17 protein-coding genes are annotated in these 16,690 nt (G+C 71.3%); 11 read left to right on the top strand and 6 right to left on the bottom strand.

The features are described from left to right. Window positions 1–53: 53 nt before the first annotated feature. The 8 genes from lpdA to ABZU32_RS25730 all read left to right on the top strand — a co-directional run bounded on the left by lpdA (window position 54) and on the right by ABZU32_RS25730 (window position 8,477). Window positions 54–1,433 (top strand): dihydrolipoyl dehydrogenase, encoded by a 1,380-nt coding sequence (lpdA, locus tag ABZU32_RS25765; RefSeq protein WP_354843555.1) that lies wholly within the window; start codon window positions 54–56, stop codon window positions 1,431–1,433. 33 nt (window positions 1,434–1,466) lie between these two features. Further along, on the top strand, window positions 1,467–2,936 hold the full coding sequence (gene sucB, locus ABZU32_RS25760) for a 2-oxoglutarate dehydrogenase, E2 component, dihydrolipoamide succinyltransferase (RefSeq protein WP_354925917.1): 1,470 nt from the start codon (window positions 1,467–1,469) through the stop codon (window positions 2,934–2,936). Between the two features lie 127 nt (window positions 2,937–3,063). Continuing rightward, entirely contained in the window at window positions 3,064–4,056 is a 993-nt protein-coding gene (locus ABZU32_RS25755) for a DUF1731 domain-containing protein (RefSeq protein WP_354925914.1), read from the top strand. 99 nt (window positions 4,057–4,155) lie between these two features. Continuing rightward, window positions 4,156–4,890 carry a peptidase E gene (locus ABZU32_RS25750; RefSeq protein WP_354843564.1) on the top strand — a complete coding sequence of 245 codons (735 nt, stop codon included), beginning with the start codon at window positions 4,156–4,158 and terminating at the stop codon, window positions 4,888–4,890. Window positions 4,891–4,984: 94 nt separating this feature from the next. Continuing rightward, window positions 4,985–5,653, top strand: a complete 669-nt coding sequence (lipB, locus tag ABZU32_RS25745; protein WP_354925951.1) for a lipoyl(octanoyl) transferase LipB — start codon at window positions 4,985–4,987, stop codon at window positions 5,651–5,653. A gap of 75 nt (window positions 5,654–5,728) precedes the next feature. Further along, on the top strand, window positions 5,729–6,658 hold the full coding sequence (lipA, locus tag ABZU32_RS25740) for a lipoyl synthase (RefSeq protein ID WP_354925911.1): 930 nt from the start codon (window positions 5,729–5,731) through the stop codon (window positions 6,656–6,658). A 335-nt stretch (window positions 6,659–6,993) separates the two neighbouring features. Beyond that, window positions 6,994–7,674: a DUF4191 domain-containing protein gene (locus ABZU32_RS25735; RefSeq protein WP_354843570.1), complete on the top strand. Its 681-nt coding sequence runs from the start codon at window positions 6,994–6,996 to the stop codon at window positions 7,672–7,674. Then, window positions 7,671–8,477, top strand: coding sequence for a class I SAM-dependent methyltransferase (locus ABZU32_RS25730; protein WP_354843573.1), 807 nt, complete (start codon window positions 7,671–7,673; stop codon window positions 8,475–8,477). Before ABZU32_RS25735 ends, ABZU32_RS25730 begins: the two co-directional genes overlap by 4 nt. A gap of 28 nt (window positions 8,478–8,505) precedes the next feature. Here ABZU32_RS25730 and ABZU32_RS25725 read toward each other — a convergent pair whose 3' ends face one another. Then, window positions 8,506–8,964, bottom strand: a complete 459-nt coding sequence (locus tag ABZU32_RS25725; RefSeq protein WP_354843575.1) for an RDD family protein — start codon at window positions 8,962–8,964, stop codon at window positions 8,506–8,508. Between the two features lie 144 nt (window positions 8,965–9,108). Between ABZU32_RS25725 and glnA the strand changes: the two genes are divergently transcribed. Then, the gene (gene glnA, locus ABZU32_RS25720; protein WP_354843578.1) at window positions 9,109–10,533 is read left to right on the top strand and encodes a type I glutamate--ammonia ligase; all 1,425 of its coding nucleotides are present in this window, start codon (window positions 9,109–9,111) and stop codon (window positions 10,531–10,533) included. Between the two features lie 153 nt (window positions 10,534–10,686). Here the strand turns inward: glnA and ABZU32_RS25715 are convergent, their stop codons facing one another. After that, entirely contained in the window at window positions 10,687–11,805 is a 1,119-nt protein-coding gene (locus ABZU32_RS25715; RefSeq protein ID WP_354925908.1) for a Gfo/Idh/MocA family oxidoreductase, read from the bottom strand. Window positions 11,806–11,916: 111 nt separating this feature from the next. Beyond that, window positions 11,917–12,498, bottom strand: coding sequence for a TetR/AcrR family transcriptional regulator (locus ABZU32_RS25710; protein WP_354925905.1), 582 nt, complete (start codon window positions 12,496–12,498; stop codon window positions 11,917–11,919). Between the two features lie 199 nt (window positions 12,499–12,697). Here ABZU32_RS25710 and ABZU32_RS25705 point away from each other — a divergent pair, with 199 nt between their 5' ends. Beyond that, window positions 12,698–13,531: a helix-turn-helix transcriptional regulator gene (locus ABZU32_RS25705; RefSeq protein WP_354925902.1), complete on the top strand. Its 834-nt coding sequence runs from the start codon at window positions 12,698–12,700 to the stop codon at window positions 13,529–13,531. Between the two features lie 23 nt (window positions 13,532–13,554). On the opposite strand, the gene ABZU32_RS25700 is transcribed toward ABZU32_RS25705, so the two are convergent. Further along, on the bottom strand, window positions 13,555–13,722 hold the full coding sequence (locus tag ABZU32_RS25700; RefSeq protein WP_354843589.1) for a hypothetical protein: 168 nt from the start codon (window positions 13,720–13,722) through the stop codon (window positions 13,555–13,557). Window positions 13,723–14,026: 304 nt separating this feature from the next. Here ABZU32_RS25700 and ABZU32_RS25695 point away from each other — a divergent pair, with 304 nt between their 5' ends. After that, the gene (locus ABZU32_RS25695) at window positions 14,027–14,209 is read left to right on the top strand and encodes a hypothetical protein (RefSeq protein ID WP_354843592.1); all 183 of its coding nucleotides are present in this window, start codon (window positions 14,027–14,029) and stop codon (window positions 14,207–14,209) included. A gap of 4 nt (window positions 14,210–14,213) precedes the next feature. Here ABZU32_RS25695 and ABZU32_RS25690 read toward each other — a convergent pair whose 3' ends face one another. Both ABZU32_RS25690 and ABZU32_RS25685 read right to left on the bottom strand, forming a co-directional pair. Further along, window positions 14,214–15,266 (bottom strand): polysaccharide deacetylase family protein, encoded by a 1,053-nt coding sequence (locus ABZU32_RS25690; RefSeq protein WP_354925899.1) that lies wholly within the window; start codon window positions 15,264–15,266, stop codon window positions 14,214–14,216. Window positions 15,267–15,426: 160 nt separating this feature from the next. After that, window positions 15,427–16,449, bottom strand: a complete 1,023-nt coding sequence (locus ABZU32_RS25685; RefSeq protein ID WP_354925896.1) for a hypothetical protein — start codon at window positions 16,447–16,449, stop codon at window positions 15,427–15,429. Between the last annotated feature and the right edge of the window lie 241 nt (window positions 16,450–16,690).

Genomic DNA, 16,690 nt, shown 5'->3' with positions numbered 1-16,690 from the left:
GAGCGGGCATGACCCGGCCGTGAGGGCCCACCGATCCGACAAGGAGCTTTCCAGTGGCTGATGGCAGCGGCCCCTACGACATCGTTGTCCTGGGCGGCGGCAGCGGCGGGTACGCCTGCGCCCTGCGGGCGGCAGAGCTGGGCAAGAGCGTCGCGCTGATCGAGAAGGACAAGATCGGCGGCACGTGCCTGCACCGGGGTTGCATCCCCACCAAGGCTCTCCTGCACGCGGCGGAGGTCGCCGACGAGACCCGCGAGGCCACGAGCGTCGGCGTCAAGGCCCACTTCGAGGGCGTCGAGATGCCCGGTGTCCACGCCTTCAAGGACAAGATCGTCAACCGCGCCTGGAAGGGCGTGCAGGGCCTGCTCAAGAGCAGGGGCGTCACGATCATCGAGGGCGAGGGCCGGCTGGACGGCGCCAAGCGCGTCGTCGTCGGCGACCAGGTCGTCGAGGGCCACAACATCGTGCTGGCCACCGGGTCGGTCCCGCGGTCGCTCCCCGGCCTCGACATCGACGGCGAGCGTGTCATCACCAGCGACCACGCGCTCAAGCTCGACCGCGTGCCCTCCTCGGTGATCGTGCTCGGCGGCGGCGTCATCGGCGTCGAGTTCGCCTCCGTCTGGAAGTCCTTCGGCGCCGAGGTCACCATCGTGGAGGCCCTGCCCCACCTGCTCCCCCTGGAGGAGGAGTCCAGCTCCAAGCTGCTCGAGCGCGCTTTCCGCCGCCGCGGCATCAAGTACGAGCTGGGCACCCGCTTCGAGAGCGTGAAGACCAGCGACACCGGCGTCGTGGTGACCCTCGAGGGCGGCAAGACCTTCGAGGCCGAGCTGCTGCTGGTGGCCGTCGGCCGCGGGGCCGTCACCTCGGGCATGGGCTTCGAGGAGGCCGGCGTCGCCATCGAGCGCGGCACCGTCGTGGTGGACGAGTTCTGCCAGACCAGCGTGCCCGGCGTCTACGCGGTCGGCGACCTCATCCCCACCCTGCAACTCGCGCACGCGGGCTTCGCCGAGGGCATCCTCGTCGCCGAGCACATCGCCGGCCTGTCCCCCGTGCCGATCGACTACGCGGGCGTGCCGCGCATCACCTACTCCGACCCCGAGGTCGCCTCGGTCGGCATCACCTCGGCCGTCGCCAAGGAGCGCGGCCACGAGATCACCGAGCTGGTCTACGACCTCGGCGGCAACCCCAAGAGCCAGATCATCGGCACCCAGGGCGCCGTCAAGATCATTTCCGCGAAGGACGGCCCCGTCCTCGGGGTTCACATGGTCGGCAAGCGCATGGGTGAACTCGTCACCGAAGGCCAGCTCATCTACAACTGGGAGGCACTGCCCTCCGAGGTGGCCCAGCTCATCCACGCTCACCCGACCCAGTCCGAGGCCGTCGGCGAGGCGATGCTCGCGCTCGCCGGCAAGCCCCTGCACGTACACAACTAAGCCCTCACAGGAAACGCGAGAGAAGACGACACCATGCCGGTTTCCGTAACCATGCCCCAGCTCGGCGAGAGCGTGACCGAGGGCACCGTCACCCGCTGGTTGAAGAAGGAAGGGGACCAGGTCGAGACCGACGAGCCCTTGCTCGAAGTCTCCACCGACAAGGTCGACACCGAGATCCCCTCCCCGTCCGCCGGCGTGCTCACCAAGATCGTCGTGGCTGAGGACGAGACCGTCGAGGTCGGCGCCGAGCTCGCCATCATCGACCAGGACGGCGCCGGGGCCGGTTCGGCCGCGCCCGCGCAGGCCGAGCCCCAGGCGCAGGCCCAGCCCGAGCCGCAGCCCGAACCCGAGCCCGAGCCGGCCAAGGCGCCCGAGCCCGCCCCGGCTCCGCAGCAGGCCCCGGTCTCCTCCATCCCGCAGCCGCCGGCTCCGCAGGCCGCGCCGCCGCGCCCGGCCCCGCAGCAGCAGGCCCCGCAGCAGGCGCCGGCCGCCGCGGCGCCGTCGCCGATCGCGTCCGGCGCCACCGGCGAGAGCCCGTACGTCACGCCGCTGGTGCGCAAGCTCGCCACCGAGCACGGCGTCGACCTGGACGCCCTCACCGGCACCGGCGTCGGCGGCCGCATCCGCAAGCAGGACGTCCTGGAGGCCGCGCGCGTCCAGCGCGAGCAGGCGGCGCAGGCCCAGGCCGCGCAGGCCCCTGCCCCCGCGCAGGCCCCGGCTCCGCAGGCCGCCGCCCCGGTCGCCGCCTCGGCGCCCGAGCCGGTGCAGGCCGACACCACGCTGCGCGGCCGCACCGAGAAGATGTCGCGCATGCGGCAGACCATCGCCAAGCGCACGATGGAGTCGCTGCAGACCTCCGCGCAGCTCACCTCGGTCGTCGAGGTCGACGTCACCAAGATCGCGCGGCTGCGCGACCGCGCCAAGGCCGACTTCCAGCGCCGCGAGGGCGTGAAGCTCAGCTTCATGCCGTTCTTCGCGCTGGCGACGGTCGAGGCGCTCAAGCAGCACCCCAAGCTCAACGCGGTGATCAACAGCGAGACCAACGAGGTCACCTACTTCGACCACGAGCACCTGGCGTTCGCGGTCGACGCCGAGCGCGGGCTCGCCTCCGCGGTGATCAAGGACGCCGGCGACCTCAACATCGCCGGCCTCGCCCGGAAGATCGCCGACCTGGCCGAGCGCACCCGCACCAACAAGGTGAGCCCGGACGAGCTGTCCGGCGGCACGTTCACGCTGACCAACACCGGCAGCCGCGGCGCGCTGTTCGACACGCCGATCATCAACCAGCCGCAGGTCGCCATCCTCGGCACCGGCGCGGTCGTCAAGCGCCCGGTCGTCCTGGACACGCCCGAGGGCGAGGTCATCGCGGTCCGCTCGATGGTGTACCTGGCGCTGACCTACGACCACCGACTGGTCGACGGCGCCGACGCCGCCCGCTTCCTGACCACGGTCAAGCGCCGCCTGGAAGAGGGCCGGTTCGAGAACCAGCTCGGCCTGAGCTGACCACCACGGGCCCGGCTCCGGCCGGGCCCGGCATGGCCGGGCATCACCGGGCATCGCCGCGGCTGACACGCGGTGATGACGCGGGGGCTGCCGGGGCGACGGGCGGCGGCGGACGTAGGGTGATCGCATGGCAGTCGTGGTCACCGGCTCGTCCGGGCTTCTCGGTTCGGCGCTCGGGCGCGCCCTGCGCGAACAGGGCCGCACGGTCGTCAGGCTCGTCCGCCGCACGCCCGCCGCGCCGGACGAGGCGTTCTGGGATCCGCGCGAGGGCATTCTGGCGCCCTCGGTGCTCGAGGGCGCCGAGGCCGTCGTCCACCTCGCCGGAGCGGGCATCGCCGACCGCCGGTGGACGCCCGAGCACCGGCGCGAGCTGGTCACCAGCCGCGTCGACAGCACCCGCACCCTCGCCGCCACGATGGCGGGGCTGGAGCACCGGCCGCGCGTCTGGCTCAGCGGCTCGGCCATCGGCCTCTACGGGGACACCGGCGAGCACCCGGTCGACGAGTCCTGGCAGCCCCCGCCGGGGTGGCGCCCGCTCGACCCCCGCACCGGCGAGCCGGCCGCGGCCCCGGGCGGCGAGACGCCCGGGTCCGCGCAGGGCGGCCGGGCGCGCGAGCACGGGCGGTGGCTCGCCGAGCTGGTGCTCGCGTGGGAGGCCGAGACCGCCGCCGCCGAGCAGGCCGGCGTCCGCGTCGTCCGGCTGCGCACCGGGCACGTCCTCGCCCCCGAGGGCGGCTTCCTCGGCAAGATGCTGCCGGTGTTCCGGCTCGGCGTCGGCGCGCCCCTGGGCTCCGGCCGGCAGTACGTCTCGTGGATCACCCTTCCCGACTGGGTGGGCGCCGTGCTGCACATCATGGACGAGCCCGAGGTCCGCGGGCCGGTCAACCTCACCGCCCCCACGCCGGTCACCAACGCGGAGTTCACCCGGGCCCTCGGCCGGGCACTGCACCGCCCCACCATGCCGGTGGCGGTGCCCGGGTTCGCGCTGCGCGCGGCCCTCGGCGACCTGGCCGACGAGGGCGTGCTCATCGGCCAGCGCGCGCTTCCCCGCCGCCTGCTGGAGATGGGGTACCGGTTCCGGCATCCGCGTCTCGACGGGGCCCTGGCAGCCATACTCTAGGGTGCCGGTCCGGTGACAACGGGAGGGTGGCCGCGTCCGGCCCGTGCGCCTTCCAGGCAGGGTCCTCCCCGCCCTTCCCAACAGGCAGCAGGAGAGATCATGAGCAGGCTCGGCCAGTCCCACATCCTCGCCATCGGCGGCGGTTCGTTCGTCTCCTCGCCGCGCCAGGGCGTCATGGAGCCCTCGGGCCTGCTCCGGTACGCGCTCGACCTCACCGGCCAGGACCGCCCGAAGCTCGGGCTGCTCGCCACCGCCACCGGCGACGACGCCGAGTGGCTGCTGAAGATGTACGGCGCGTTCCAGGCGTGGGACGTCGAGGTCAGCCACCTCGCGCTGTTCCCGATGCCGAACGTCGACAACCCCCGCGAGTGGCTCCTGGAACAGGACGCCGTCTACGTCAGCGGCGGCAGCGTCGCCAACCTGGCCGCGCTGTGGCGGCTGCACGGCCTGGACGAGGCGATGGATGAGGCCTGGCGGGCCGGTGTCGTCCTGGCAGGTCAGAGCGCCGGCGCGCTGTGCTGGCACGTGGGCGGCAACACCGATTCCTTCGGTCCGGTCCTGCGCCCGTGGGCCGAGGGCCTCGGCCTGCTGCCCTACTCCTGCGGGGTGCACTACAACTCCGACCCGCAGCGCCGCGCCCTGCTGCACGAGTCGATCGCCTCCGGCGAGCTGCCCGAGGGCTACGCCGCCGACGAGGGGGTGGCGCTGCACTACGTCGGCACCGAGTTCATCCAGGCCGTCACCGTGGACCCCCGGGGCCACGCCTACCGCGTCGAGCGCGACGGCACCGGAGTCAAGGAAGTCCGCATCGACCCGCGCCCGCTGACCGCGTGAGCGCCTGACCTCGCGTTAGGCTTGCACCGTGACTGAGCGCGCCGACCATACCAAGCAGGCAGGAACCAACGGCGGTGAGCCTCGCAGACTCGCGCTGGTCCGCCTCGGAGTCGACGTGCCCTACGAGCAGGCGTGGGAGCTCCAGCGTGAGGTCCACGCCCGCCGGGCGGCCGGCCTGATCCCCGACACCTGCATGCTGCTGGAGCACGCCCCCGTCTACACCGCCGGCAAGCGCACCCGCCCCGAGGAGCGTCCCACCGACGGCACCCCGGTCATCGACGTCGACCGCGGCGGCAAGATCACCTGGCATGGTCCCGGCCAGCTCGTCGGCTATCCCATCGTCCGGCTCACCGAGGCGCTCGACGTCATCGCCTACGTCCGGCTGCTGGAGGAGGCGCTGATCAAGGTGTGCGCCGACTTCGGCGTGGTCGGTGGCCGGGTCGAGGGGCGCAGCGGCGTCTGGGTCGCCGGCGACCCCGCCAGCGGCCTGCCCGACCGCAAGCTCGGCGCCATCGGCATCCGGGTCGCCAAGGGCGTCACCATGCACGGCTACGCCCTCAACTGCGCCAACGACCCGAGCTGGTTCAACCGCATCATCCCGTGCGGCATCAGCGACGCCGGGGTCACCTCGCTGTCGGCCGAGACCGGGCGGCGCATCACCGTCGACGAGGTGCTGCCGTTCGCCGAGCGGCGCCTGGCCGAGGCCCTGGGCGCCGAAGGAGTCGACGTCCAGGAGGAGGACCTGCTGTCCGGGCGGCTCTGACCGCTCTCCGGAGGGGCCGTGAGCCTGGTCACCCGATGGCCGGTCCGGCGCGGACGCGGACGTAAGCTGGAAGGCGTGACCGTAGCTCCTGAAGGCCGAAAGCTCCTCCGTCTGGAGGTGCGCAACAGCCAGACCCCCATTGAGCGCAAGCCCCCGTGGATCAAGACCAGGCTCCGCAACGGGCCGACGTTCAACGAGATCAGATCGCTCGTCAAGGACCAAGGTCTGCACACGGTCTGCCAGGAGGCCGGCTGTCCCAACATCTCCGAGTGCTGGGAAGATCGCGAGGCGACCTTCCTCATCGGAGGCGACCAGTGCACGCGGCGCTGTGACTTCTGCCAGATCGACACCGGCAAGCCCGCCGAGTACGACACCGACGAGCCGCGCCGGGTCGCCGAGTCGGTCGCGCAGATGGGCCTGCGCTACGCCACCGTCACCGGCGTCGCCCGCGACGACCTGCCCGACGGCGGCGCCTGGCTGTACGCCGAGACCGCGCGGCAGATCCACTCCATGATCCCCGGTTGCGGCGTCGAGTTGCTGGTGCCCGACTTCAACGGCCACCGCGACCAGCTCGAAGAGGTCTTCGGAAGCCGTCCGGAGGTGTTCGCGCACAACATCGAGACGGTGCCGCGCATCTTCAAGCGCATCCGCCCCGCCTTCCGGTACGAGCGTTCCCTCGCGGTCATCACCATGGCCCACGAGGCGGGCCTGGTCACCAAGTCCAACCTCATCCTCGGCATGGGCGAGGAGCGCGAGGAGATCGTCCAGGCGATGCGCGACCTGCACGAGGCCGGCTGCGACCTGCTCACCATCACGCAGTACCTGCGCCCGACGCCGCGCCACCACCCGGTGGACCGCTGGGTCAAGCCCGAGGAGTTCGTCGAGCTGCAGGCCGAGGCCGAGCAGATCGGCTTCGCCGGGGTCATGTCCGGGCCCCTGGTCCGCTCCTCCTACCGCGCCGGCCGGCTCTACCGGCAGGCCGTCGAGGCCCGCCAGACCGCCTGAGGCCCGTTCCGCATCCGTGAAGGGGGCGTCGCGCCGACATGGCCGGCCCCCTTCCCCGGTGATCCGAGGCGGCGGCCTCCTCACTCGGCGATCCGAAGCATGCCGCACCCTTCCACAGCCGCCTTGAGCGGCCGGCCTTCGTCGCCCATGAGCGGGCGGCCCTCGTACGCCGTGACCGGCCCCGTGGACGCCGTCCGGGGCGGTCTCTCCCGCTCGCGGGCCGGCGGGTCGCCGGGCGTAGGCGGACGATGACGGGGTGACGTCGATGGTCACGGTCCGACCGGCCATCAGGTCACGTTTTCCTTTCTTGAGCCTTGCGTTTGTATCCTTCAACCATGGCGAAGAAGCCCGCAGACCCAGAGCGCCCGGGGCGCGTCAAGCAGCTCCGCATGGTCGCTCAGATCATCCAGAAGGCCAACCCCAAGGGGATGCCGATCGTCTACGCGTCGGCGCTGGCCACGCTGGTCGTCTTCGTCGTCGTCGGGCTCGTCACCGGGCTGCTGTGGCAGCTGATCATCCTCGGCGTGATGGTCGCGATCACGGTGGGCCTGCTGGTGTTCGGGCAGCTCGCCCAGCGGGCGCAGTATTCGATGCTCGAAGGCCAGCCGGGCGCCGCCGCGGCGATCCTGCAGAGCATGCGCGGCAACTGGCAGGTCACCCCGGCCGTCGCGGTCACCCGCGACCAGGACGTGGTGCACCGGGTCGTGGGCTTCCCCGGCATCGTGCTGGTCTCCGAGGGGCCCGGCTCGCGGGTGCAGCGCATGCTCGTGGCCGAGAAGAAGCGCGTGCAGCGCGTGGCCATCGACGTGCCGGTCTACGACATCCAGTGCGGTGACGGCGAGGGCCAGGTGCCCATCAACAAGCTGCAGCGCCACCTGATGAAGCTCCCCCGCAACCTGAAGAAGGAAGCGGTGTCCGAGGTCAACTACCGCCTGCGGGCGCTGCCGCAGACGCTTCCGGTGCCGAAGGGCCCGATGCCGAAGGGCGCGCGCATGCCCCGCGGCAAGATGCGGTGACCTCCGGCTCCTCTCCGGTGACGCGCCGCGCGCTGGGCGAGGCGCCGAGCGCGCGGGCCAGCCGCCGCTGGTGGGACGCCGCGGCCGACGACTACCAGGCCGAGCACGGCGGTTTCCTGCGCGACGACGGCTTCGTCTGGTGCCCCGAGGGGCTGGACGAGGCCGACGCGCGCCTGCTGGGCGACGTGCGCGGCCGGCGGGTGCTCGAGATCGGCTGCGGCGCCGGGCAGTGCGGCCGGTGGCTCGCCGGCCAGGGCGCCGAGGTGGCCGCGTTCGACGTGTCCCACCGCCAGCTCCAGCACTCCAGGCGCATCGACGAGCAGATCGGCACCCGCCTGCCCGTGGTCCAGGCCGACGCGGGCCGCATTCCCTTCTCCTCCGAGTCCTTCGACGTGGCCTGCTCGGCGTACGGGGCCCTGCCGTTCGTCGCCGACGCCGGCGCGGTGCTGGCCGAGATCCGCCGGGTGCTGCGGCCGGGCGGGCTGCTGGTGTTCTCGGTGAGCCATCCGATCCGCTGGGCGTTTCCGGACGATCCGGGCCCGCGCGGGCTGACCGCCGACCGCTCCTACTTCGACCGTTCGCCGTACGTGGAGCAGGACGAGGACGGCGAGCCGTCCTACGTCGAGCACCACCGCACGCTGGGCGACTGGGTGGGCGCGGTGACAGGGGCGGGGCTCACGCTCACGTCCCTGGTGGAACCCGAGTGGCCGGCCGGGCACGAGCGCGTATGGGGCGGCTGGAGCCCGCTGCGCGGCCGCCTGCTGCCGGGCACCGCGATCTTCTCCTGCACCAGGCGGCCCTGAGAGGGCCAAACCGCTCGGCGCGGGCCGCTCAGAGCCGGACGACCACGGTGCGGGCGGCGCGGTCGTGCAGGCCGCGCCCGTCGCGGTCCCAGACGACGGCGGGGACCACCAGGCAGAGCAGCAGCGTGCGCAGGACGACGGCGCCGAACCCCGGCCGGCCGCCGTCGAGCGCGGCGACCCTGATGCCGAACAGCCGCATGCCCAAGGTCATGCCGATGGTGCCCACCAGCAGGACGTACTCGGCGGCGAACACGGCGAAGCCCACCCAGCCGGCGCTGCGCGGGTCGACCCGCAGCAGGCCGCCGGCGATGGCCCATGTGCAGATGAGCCAGTCGACGGTGATCGCGCCGATGCGCCGCCCGAACCCCGAAACCGATCCGCTGCCCTCCCTCGGGAGGCCGAGCCGCTCGCCCGGATGCCCGAGGTCGACGCCGGCGGCGCGGGTGCCGCCGATCCACGTCTGCGTCCAGCGGGGTTGCTTGCTCATGCGGGTAAGATATCGGGAGGCCGCTACGGTGCTTCCGGCGGCATACCCCCCGTCTGCTTAACATCCGTGAAACAAACGAGACATGGGGTGGAAACGGCACAGGCCTACGTTCAAGTCTGAAAGCCCGTGCCCCTGGGAGGTTGGATGTTCAGCTCCGCCGACGACGTCCTGAAGTTCATCAGGGACGAAGGGGTGCAGTTCGTCGATGTCAGGTTCACCGACCTGCCGGGCACGACGCACCACTTCACCTTCCCTGTGGAGAACTTCGGCGCCAGCGTCTTCACCGACGGCCTCATGTTCGACGGCTCGTCGATCCGCGGGTTCCAGGCCATTCACGAGTCGGACATGCTCCTGCTGCCCGATCCGTCGACGGCCGTCCTGGACCCGTTCCGTCAGCACAAGACGCTCAACATCAACTTTTTCGTCCACGACCCGCTGACCGGCGAGGCCTACAGCCGCGACCCGCGCAACGTCGCCCGCAAGGCCGAGGAGTACCTCAAGGGCACCGGCATCGCCGACACGGTCTACTTCGGCCCTGAGGCCGAGTTCTACATCTTCGACGATGTGCGGTTCTCCAGCAGCGCGAGCGAGAGCTACTACCACATCGACTCCATCGAGGGCGCCTGGAACACCGGCAAGGCCCAGGAGGGCGGCAACCTCGGGTACAAGCCGCGCTACAAGGGCGGCTACTTCCCGGTGCCGCCGATGGACCACTTCACCGACCTGCGCTCCGAGATGGTCCGCCGCCTGATCGAGGCGGGCATCGAGACCGAGATGCAGCACCACGAGGTGGGCACCGCCGGCCAGGCCGAGATCGACTTCAGGTTCGGCACGCTGCTCAAGACCGCCGACAACCTGATGCTGTACAAGTACATCATCAAGAGCACCGCGGTGGAGTTCGGCCACACGGTCACCTTCATGCCCAAGCCGATCTTCGGGGACAACGGCTCGGGCATGCACTGCCACCAGTCGCTCTGGAAGGACGGCGAGCCGCTCTTCTACGACGAGGTCGGCTACGCGGGCCTGTCGGACACCGCGCGCTACTACATCGGCGGCCTGCTCAAGCACGCGCCGGCGCTGCTGGCCTTCACCAACCCGACGGTGAACTCCTACCACCGCCTGGTGCCGGGCTACGAGGCTCCGGTCAACCTGGTGTACTCCCAGCGCAACCGCTCGGCGTGCATCCGCATCCCGATCACCGGGTCCAACCCGAAGGCCAAGCGCATCGAGTTCCGCGTCCCGGACCCGTCGTGCAACCCGTACTTCGCCTTCGCCGCGCAGCTCATGGCGGGCCTCGACGGCATCCGCAACAAGATCGAGCCGCCGGCGCCGGTCGACAAGGACCTCTACGAGCTTCCTCCGGAGGAGGCCGGCCAGGTCCCGCAGGTCCCCGGTTCGCTGCAGGAGGTTCTGGCCGCGCTGGAGGCCGACCACGAGTTCCTGCTCGAGGGCGGCGTGTTCACGCCCGACCTCATCGAGACGTGGATCGCCTACAAGCGCGAGAACGAGATCGACCCGATCCGTCTGCGCCCGCACCCGCACGAGTTCGAGCTGTACTACGACGTGTGACCGGCGACCGCGCGGCGACGCACGTGTTCGTCGCGCGGTCTCCGGCCGGTGCTGCCGCGAGGTGGTCCCGCAGGTCGTCGAATCGGAAGCCCGTGGCAAGGTCATGCACCTCGCCACGGGCTTTCCGTTTCTCACCTTCGGCCTTTCGCGCGGTCAAGCGGCCGAATCTGCCGGAACTTGGACGGATCCGGTGCGGGATGCCCGCTCGATCGCTTCGACGAGCCGGTGCCGTGAAAGGGCGTGATCGAAGCCGGGGACGGTCTCGGTGCCGTCCCGCACGTCCTTCGCCAGGAACGCGTAGGTCTGTGCCACGTTCTGCGGAAGCGCGGCCAGGGCGCGCGGGACCGGGCCGAAGTAGTGGTCAGGAACGGTGATCTCGGCGACCGCGGTGTCGGCGCCTCGGCCGCCTTCCAGCTTCAGATCGGCCACCTGCAGGTTCCCGTTGACTCCGGGCGCGGTGAGGACGAGGTCGCCTTCGGTGCCGTTGATCTCCCACCGCAGGTTGTCGCCGCGCGAGAAGCCGCCGCGGTAGAACAAGGACAGGGCCGCGCCGTTGTCCAGCGTCCCGATGACGGACAGCTGGTCGGCCGTCGTCACCGGGATCGTCGTCCCCTCGTCCACCACCCGCACCTCCTCGCGGCCGACGACGAGGTTGGCCGAGACGCCGGCGAGGTCCCCCAGCGCGTGGTTCACCGCCTCGAGGGCGTGCACTCCCGCCGCGGTCAGGAGCGTCGCTCCGTTGGCCGCGTCGAAGATGTAGGCGTGGGCGCGGTCGGTCTCGGGTCCCCAGGAGACCCCGGACCCGGTCAGCGTCGTGCCGAGCACCCGGCCGACGTAGCCGTCCGCGATGAGGTCGCGGACATGACGGACCACCGGGGAGAATCGGGCCTGCAGTCCGATCACGGTGCGCACGCCCGCGGCCCGGGCGCGCTGGGCCAGATCGGCCGCCTCACGGAGATCCACGCCCAGCGGCCATTCGCTGTAGACCATCTTCCCGGCCTCCAGCGCCGCCGAGACGAGCGCATGGTGGTGGGTGACTTTCACCGCCACCACCACCAGGTCGACACCGGGATCCGCGATCAGGTCCCTGTGGTCGTCGTACGCCGCCGGGACGTCGAACTCCTTCGCGGCGAGCTCGGCGGACTCCTGCCGCGTGGTGCTGATCGCGCGCAGGTCGTAGTAGTCGGAAAGGGCCTTGAGCGCGGGGACGTGGCTGATGGCCGCCCATCCTCGCGAGCTCGCCCCGATGATCCCGACACCGATCTTGTTCATGTGCTTTCCCCCTGGTGGAGCCGGCCGCGGGTGCGGTCCGGGTGATGTGACGCGTGAGCCGCGCACGGGCCAATTCTTGAATGCTCGTTACATTTTGAGGGCAGGGAGAACTCAGTCGAGGCAGCCCATGGCCACCTCCACGATGCGCATCAGTGACCCGCGATCGGCGGTGATCGCGCCCATGACCCGCAGGCCGTGGACGGTCGCCAGCAGGAATCCCGCCAGGTCCCTCGCATCCCGAGCGCTGGCCACCTGCCCGCTCGCCTGGGCTTGGCGGATCACCTCGGTCAGCGCGTCCTCCAGTGACGCGGTCGTCGCCCGCACGCGCTTGGCGACATCAGGGTCATGCGGCAACCGCTCCGTCGTCGCGCTCACGATGAGACAGGACAACCGTTCGCCGTCGTGGACGATCTCGTCCACCACGCCGACCAGCACCGCACGGATCAGGTCCCGGGCGGGCGCGCCGCTGCCGAGAAGTTCGACCAGCGGGACCGCGTACCGCTCCCGATAACGATCCATGACCGCCAGGTACAGACCCTCCTTGCTGCCGAACGCCGCGTACAACGACCCCCGCCCGACTCCTGTGGCGTCGACCAGGTCCTGCACCGAAGTCCCCTCGTACCCCCTGCGGCGGAAGGCGGACATGGCCGCCTCCAGCGCGGCCTCGGTGTCGAACTCCCTGACTCGAGCCATGGGAGCAGGCTACGACTATCTGGAACGCACGGTCAAGTATCAGTGCTGCCGGTCACAGAAGGGGACGTCATCGGCCTGGCGGGAGGTGGCGGGGGCTCGGCCGGCGGCGGGTACGCTGCAGACAGCCCTGATCCGAGGCGTGGGACGGCGGCGCCGGGGGCGCCCGCGCCCGGTGGGGGTCGAGGGGGTGTTCTCGTCCATGGACCGGGTCCGACTGGCCGAATTCCTGCGCACGCGGCGGGAGTCGCTGCAGCCCGAGGACGTCGGCCTGCCGCGCGGAGCGCGACGCCGCACCGGCGGGCTCCGCCGCGAGGAGGTCGCCGCGCTGTCCGGCATGTCCACCGACTACTACAGCCGCATCGAGCAGCGGCGCGGCCCGATGCCGTCGGAGCAGATGCTCGCCGCGCTGTCCCGTGGCCTGCGCCTGTCCGCCGAGGAGCGCGACCACCTGTTCCGCCTGGCCGGGCACGCCACGCCGCCGCGGGTCCCGCGCGGCGACCAGATCTCACCCGGCATGGCGCGCATTCTGGACCGGCTGGAGGACACCCCCGCCCAGGTGGTCACCCATCTCGGGGAGACGCTCAGGCAGACTCCGCCCGCGGTCGCGCTGATGGGCGACCAGACCCGCCACACCGGGCTGGCGCGCAGCCTGCACTACCGCTGGTTCACCGACCCCGCCGAGCGGCTGATCCACCCCGAGGACGACCATCCGCTGCATGACCGCCTCTTCGCGGCCGGTCTGCACGATGCCTACACGCGCGACGGCAGGGGGTCGCGGGCGGCCGCGATCGTCGAGGCGCTGCTGGAGGAGAGCCCGGCGTTCGCCGCGGTGTGGCGCGAGCATCCCGTGCTGGGCCCCGCCTGTCCGGCCAAGCGCGTCCGGCACCCGCGGCTCGGCCTGCTGGAGCTGCACTGCCAGACGCTGGCCGACCCCGACCGGTCACAGTTCCTGCAGGTCTTCACCGCCCGGCCCGGCAGCCCGACCGAGGACAGGCTCCGCGAGCTGTCGCCGATCGGCGCCGCGCGCACCTGAATCGAGCGGCCCCGCCCCGGTCTCTAGCGGCGGCGCCGGGGGTCGTGGCCCTTGCCGTCGCGGATGTCGACCACCGGGCCCGGCGCCGTGGGCTTGCCGATGACGCCCGAGGACAGCCCCGAGGTCAGCCCGGCCACGGCCCGCAGCAGCTCCCGCAGCGCGCTCCCTGTGCTCTTGGGGGTGTGCGACATGGAAGATTCCTCCCGTGAACGAAGGCTCATGAACGTCATACCGTGCGACGTGCTCAATATCACGATATGTCGCGTTCACCGGCCCCGTCCAGCCGCCCTGGTCACCGCCCCACGCCGCCCTGGTCACCGCCCCGCGCCCCTGACGGTTCCCGGGCGAGGGGGCGGGGAGGGGGCGCTATACCCTCGTATCGTGTCCGTTCAGCCCGGTGGCGTCCGCGCCGAGGAAGCCTCCCGGGGTTCATGACGTTGACATGGTGACGGGCACACGCGAGCGATGGCTGCCCGGGTGAGGAAAGGGAGTCCATTGTTCGGTCGCAAGCCCCTCGAAGAGCGCATCGCCGAGCGCCGCGCCCAGCTGCCCCCGCTCAAGGAGGGGCAGCACTTCGAGCACGGGCCCGCGAAGTTCGTCTTCGTCTTCCTGATCGTGTTCGTGGTGTTCGCCCACCTGATCGGGCTCGTCGTGCTGATGGCCCTGGACCTGCACTAGCCGGTCAGTACGGCAGCGTGTACCCGGCGAAGCGGCTCGCGACGTACGGCGCCTTGAACTTGGGGAAGGCCACGGTCCTGATGTCCCCGTCGGAGGTGTAGCGGTCCTCGGGATGGGCGTTGAGCCAGTCGAGCCAGGCCGTGGAGCAGAACCGGGCGCAGTCGCCGACCTTGTCCATGGCCCGGATGCGCGGGATGCCGAGCGGGTCGAAGTCCTTGCTGAACGGCGAGGCGCCGGGGGTGTACCCGGCGAGGAAGACCCCCGAGTAGTTGTACTTCACGCCACCGGCCTCGCCCCGCATGGCCCAGTCTTTGGTGCTGGGCTGGTTGCCGTAGGGCAGGGCGAGCGTGACGGGCACGTCCTTGATCAACGAGGTGATCAGCTTCTGGCCCGCGGCGATCTGGTCGGTGACCTGCTCCTTGGACTTGCCGCGCAGGTTCATGTGGTCGCGCGTGTGGTTGCCGATGTCGAAGCCGTTGTCCCGCAGCCAGCCGAGCGTCTGCGCCTGGGCCTCGGGCCCGAAGGTGCCGAACATGTCCCTGATGACGTAGAAGGTGGCCACCGGCCGGAACCCCGGATGCTTGGCGGCCACGTCCTGCAGGATGGCCACCGCGGTGTCCGCCTTGGGCTTGCCCATGCCGTCCAGCGTGAGCTGCGAGGGCGAGGAGTCGTCGAAGGTCAGCACGACCGGGTGGCGGCCCGCCGGGATGGCGATCTTGCCGGTGGTGTACTCCCTGGCCGTGATCGGGACGTAGCTGTCCTTGGCGAGGCGTTCGAGCTCCGCGCGGAACTGCGCGGGGGTGCGGTCGTCGGTGACGGTCGGCTTGGCCACCACGCGGTGATACATGATCACCGGGATCTGGCCCAGCTCGTTCGCCTTGACCTTGGCCGCGATGGCCACGGCGGCCTTGCGCGCCTCCTGCGCGGCGGCCGGCCCGGCCTGCTTGTGCGGCGCGGCCGGCTGCGCGGCGACCTTGGTGTCGCCGTGGCCGCACGCGGCCAGCGCCAAGACGCCGAGCGACAGCACCCCGATATGACCTGCCCGGAACCGCCCCATGGTCCCCCCAACCAGCGCGCGGAATGAGATATGGCTCTCCTACCCCCCGTCCCGCGCTCTCAACACGTAACGCAGCACGTCGAACACCTACAGTGACGGCATTCGCCGTGCACGACGGCATTCGGGGCGGCATTCGGGCCGGCGTTCGCCGGTGCCGCGCCTACTTTCCGGACGTCTCCCCCGCCCGCACGCGGATGCCGGTGAGCCGGCGCAGGATGTCCCACCAGAACGGGGCCCCGAACAGCAGGGCGAAGAAGGTGATGAGGAATCCCGGCCAGTGCCCTGGGCTGATCAGCCGGTGCAACCAGTCGCCGCCCTTCCAGGACCACTGGGGGCTGCCGCCCTCGGGGATGCGCACCGACACCGGCGCGTGGCTGACCATCTGCACGAACGCGGGGGCCGACAGCACCTCGGTCACGCAGCCATAGGGGTCGGCGGGGTGCTCGGGGCACTTGTCGCGCAGGGACTCCAGCGACCGGGCTCCCCCGTCGGCCGTGGTCGCGACCTGCGCCCTGATGGCGTTGTCGGTGAGGATGGCCCTGCCGTACTCCAGGGCGTCCATGCTGAACACCAGCGTCAGCACCAGGCCGAGCGCGGCGATCACCCAGCGCACGTAGCGGCGGTAGAGCATGGTGAGCCGCGACATCTCGCCGTCGAACCACTCTTCGACGGCCTTGCGGAAGGCGTCCAGGTCGCCGTGCGCGGTGTCCCAGGCGCCCTTGAGCGGCCGGTACAGCGGGCTGCCGCTCTGCTCCAGCTTGGTCAGCATGGCCGGCACGCCGCCCTCGCCGGTGACGATCTCCATCATCGCCATGGCGAAGCGGCCGGGCGGGATGGAGGCGATGCTGGTCCTGCCGTCCTTGCCGTGGTCGATCTCGCGCAGCCGCTCGTAGAGCAGACCGGTCCAGCTCGTCGCCGAGTTCCGCACCGGCGGGGGCTGGGCGCTGAACGCGGGGCGCTCGTCCCGGCGGAACGGCAGGCTCGCGAACACCTCGGCGATGGTGCTCGGGATGGACTTCCTGCCCTTGTGCCCGTCGAGGGTGTCCCTGAGGTAGGCCCACAGGAACTTGCTGCGGATGCCGAGCAGGCGCACCAGGCCCTCGTTCACGCCGCTGAGCAGGAGGGAGAACATCAAAAACGCCAGGACCAGGCCGATGGCGAGGTCGATGTAGACGGAGTTCACCGGGCATCACCGGCCGGGCCCTGCGGGGCGGCGCGGAAGTCCGAGGGGGGCATGACCGTTCCTCCACGAAGCGGTAGGTCAACGGAACGTCAACAAAGGTACTCATTGAGGTCATGGGGCGCGGGGACCTTCGCCCACGCCGCGCCGGGACGACGCCGCGCCTCGGTCGCGACACGCGGCCGACCGCCGAGGGAGGCGTCGCCGGCGGAAGAGAACGGAACGCGGCGGAAGGGAGCGGAAG

It is taken from the genome of Sphaerisporangium sp. NPDC005288 (genome assembly GCF_040607475.1).
Taxonomy (GTDB): domain Bacteria; phylum Actinomycetota; class Actinomycetes; order Streptosporangiales; family Streptosporangiaceae; genus Sphaerisporangium; species Sphaerisporangium rhizosphaerae.
This window is presented reverse-complemented; position numbering and strand designations above follow the sequence as displayed.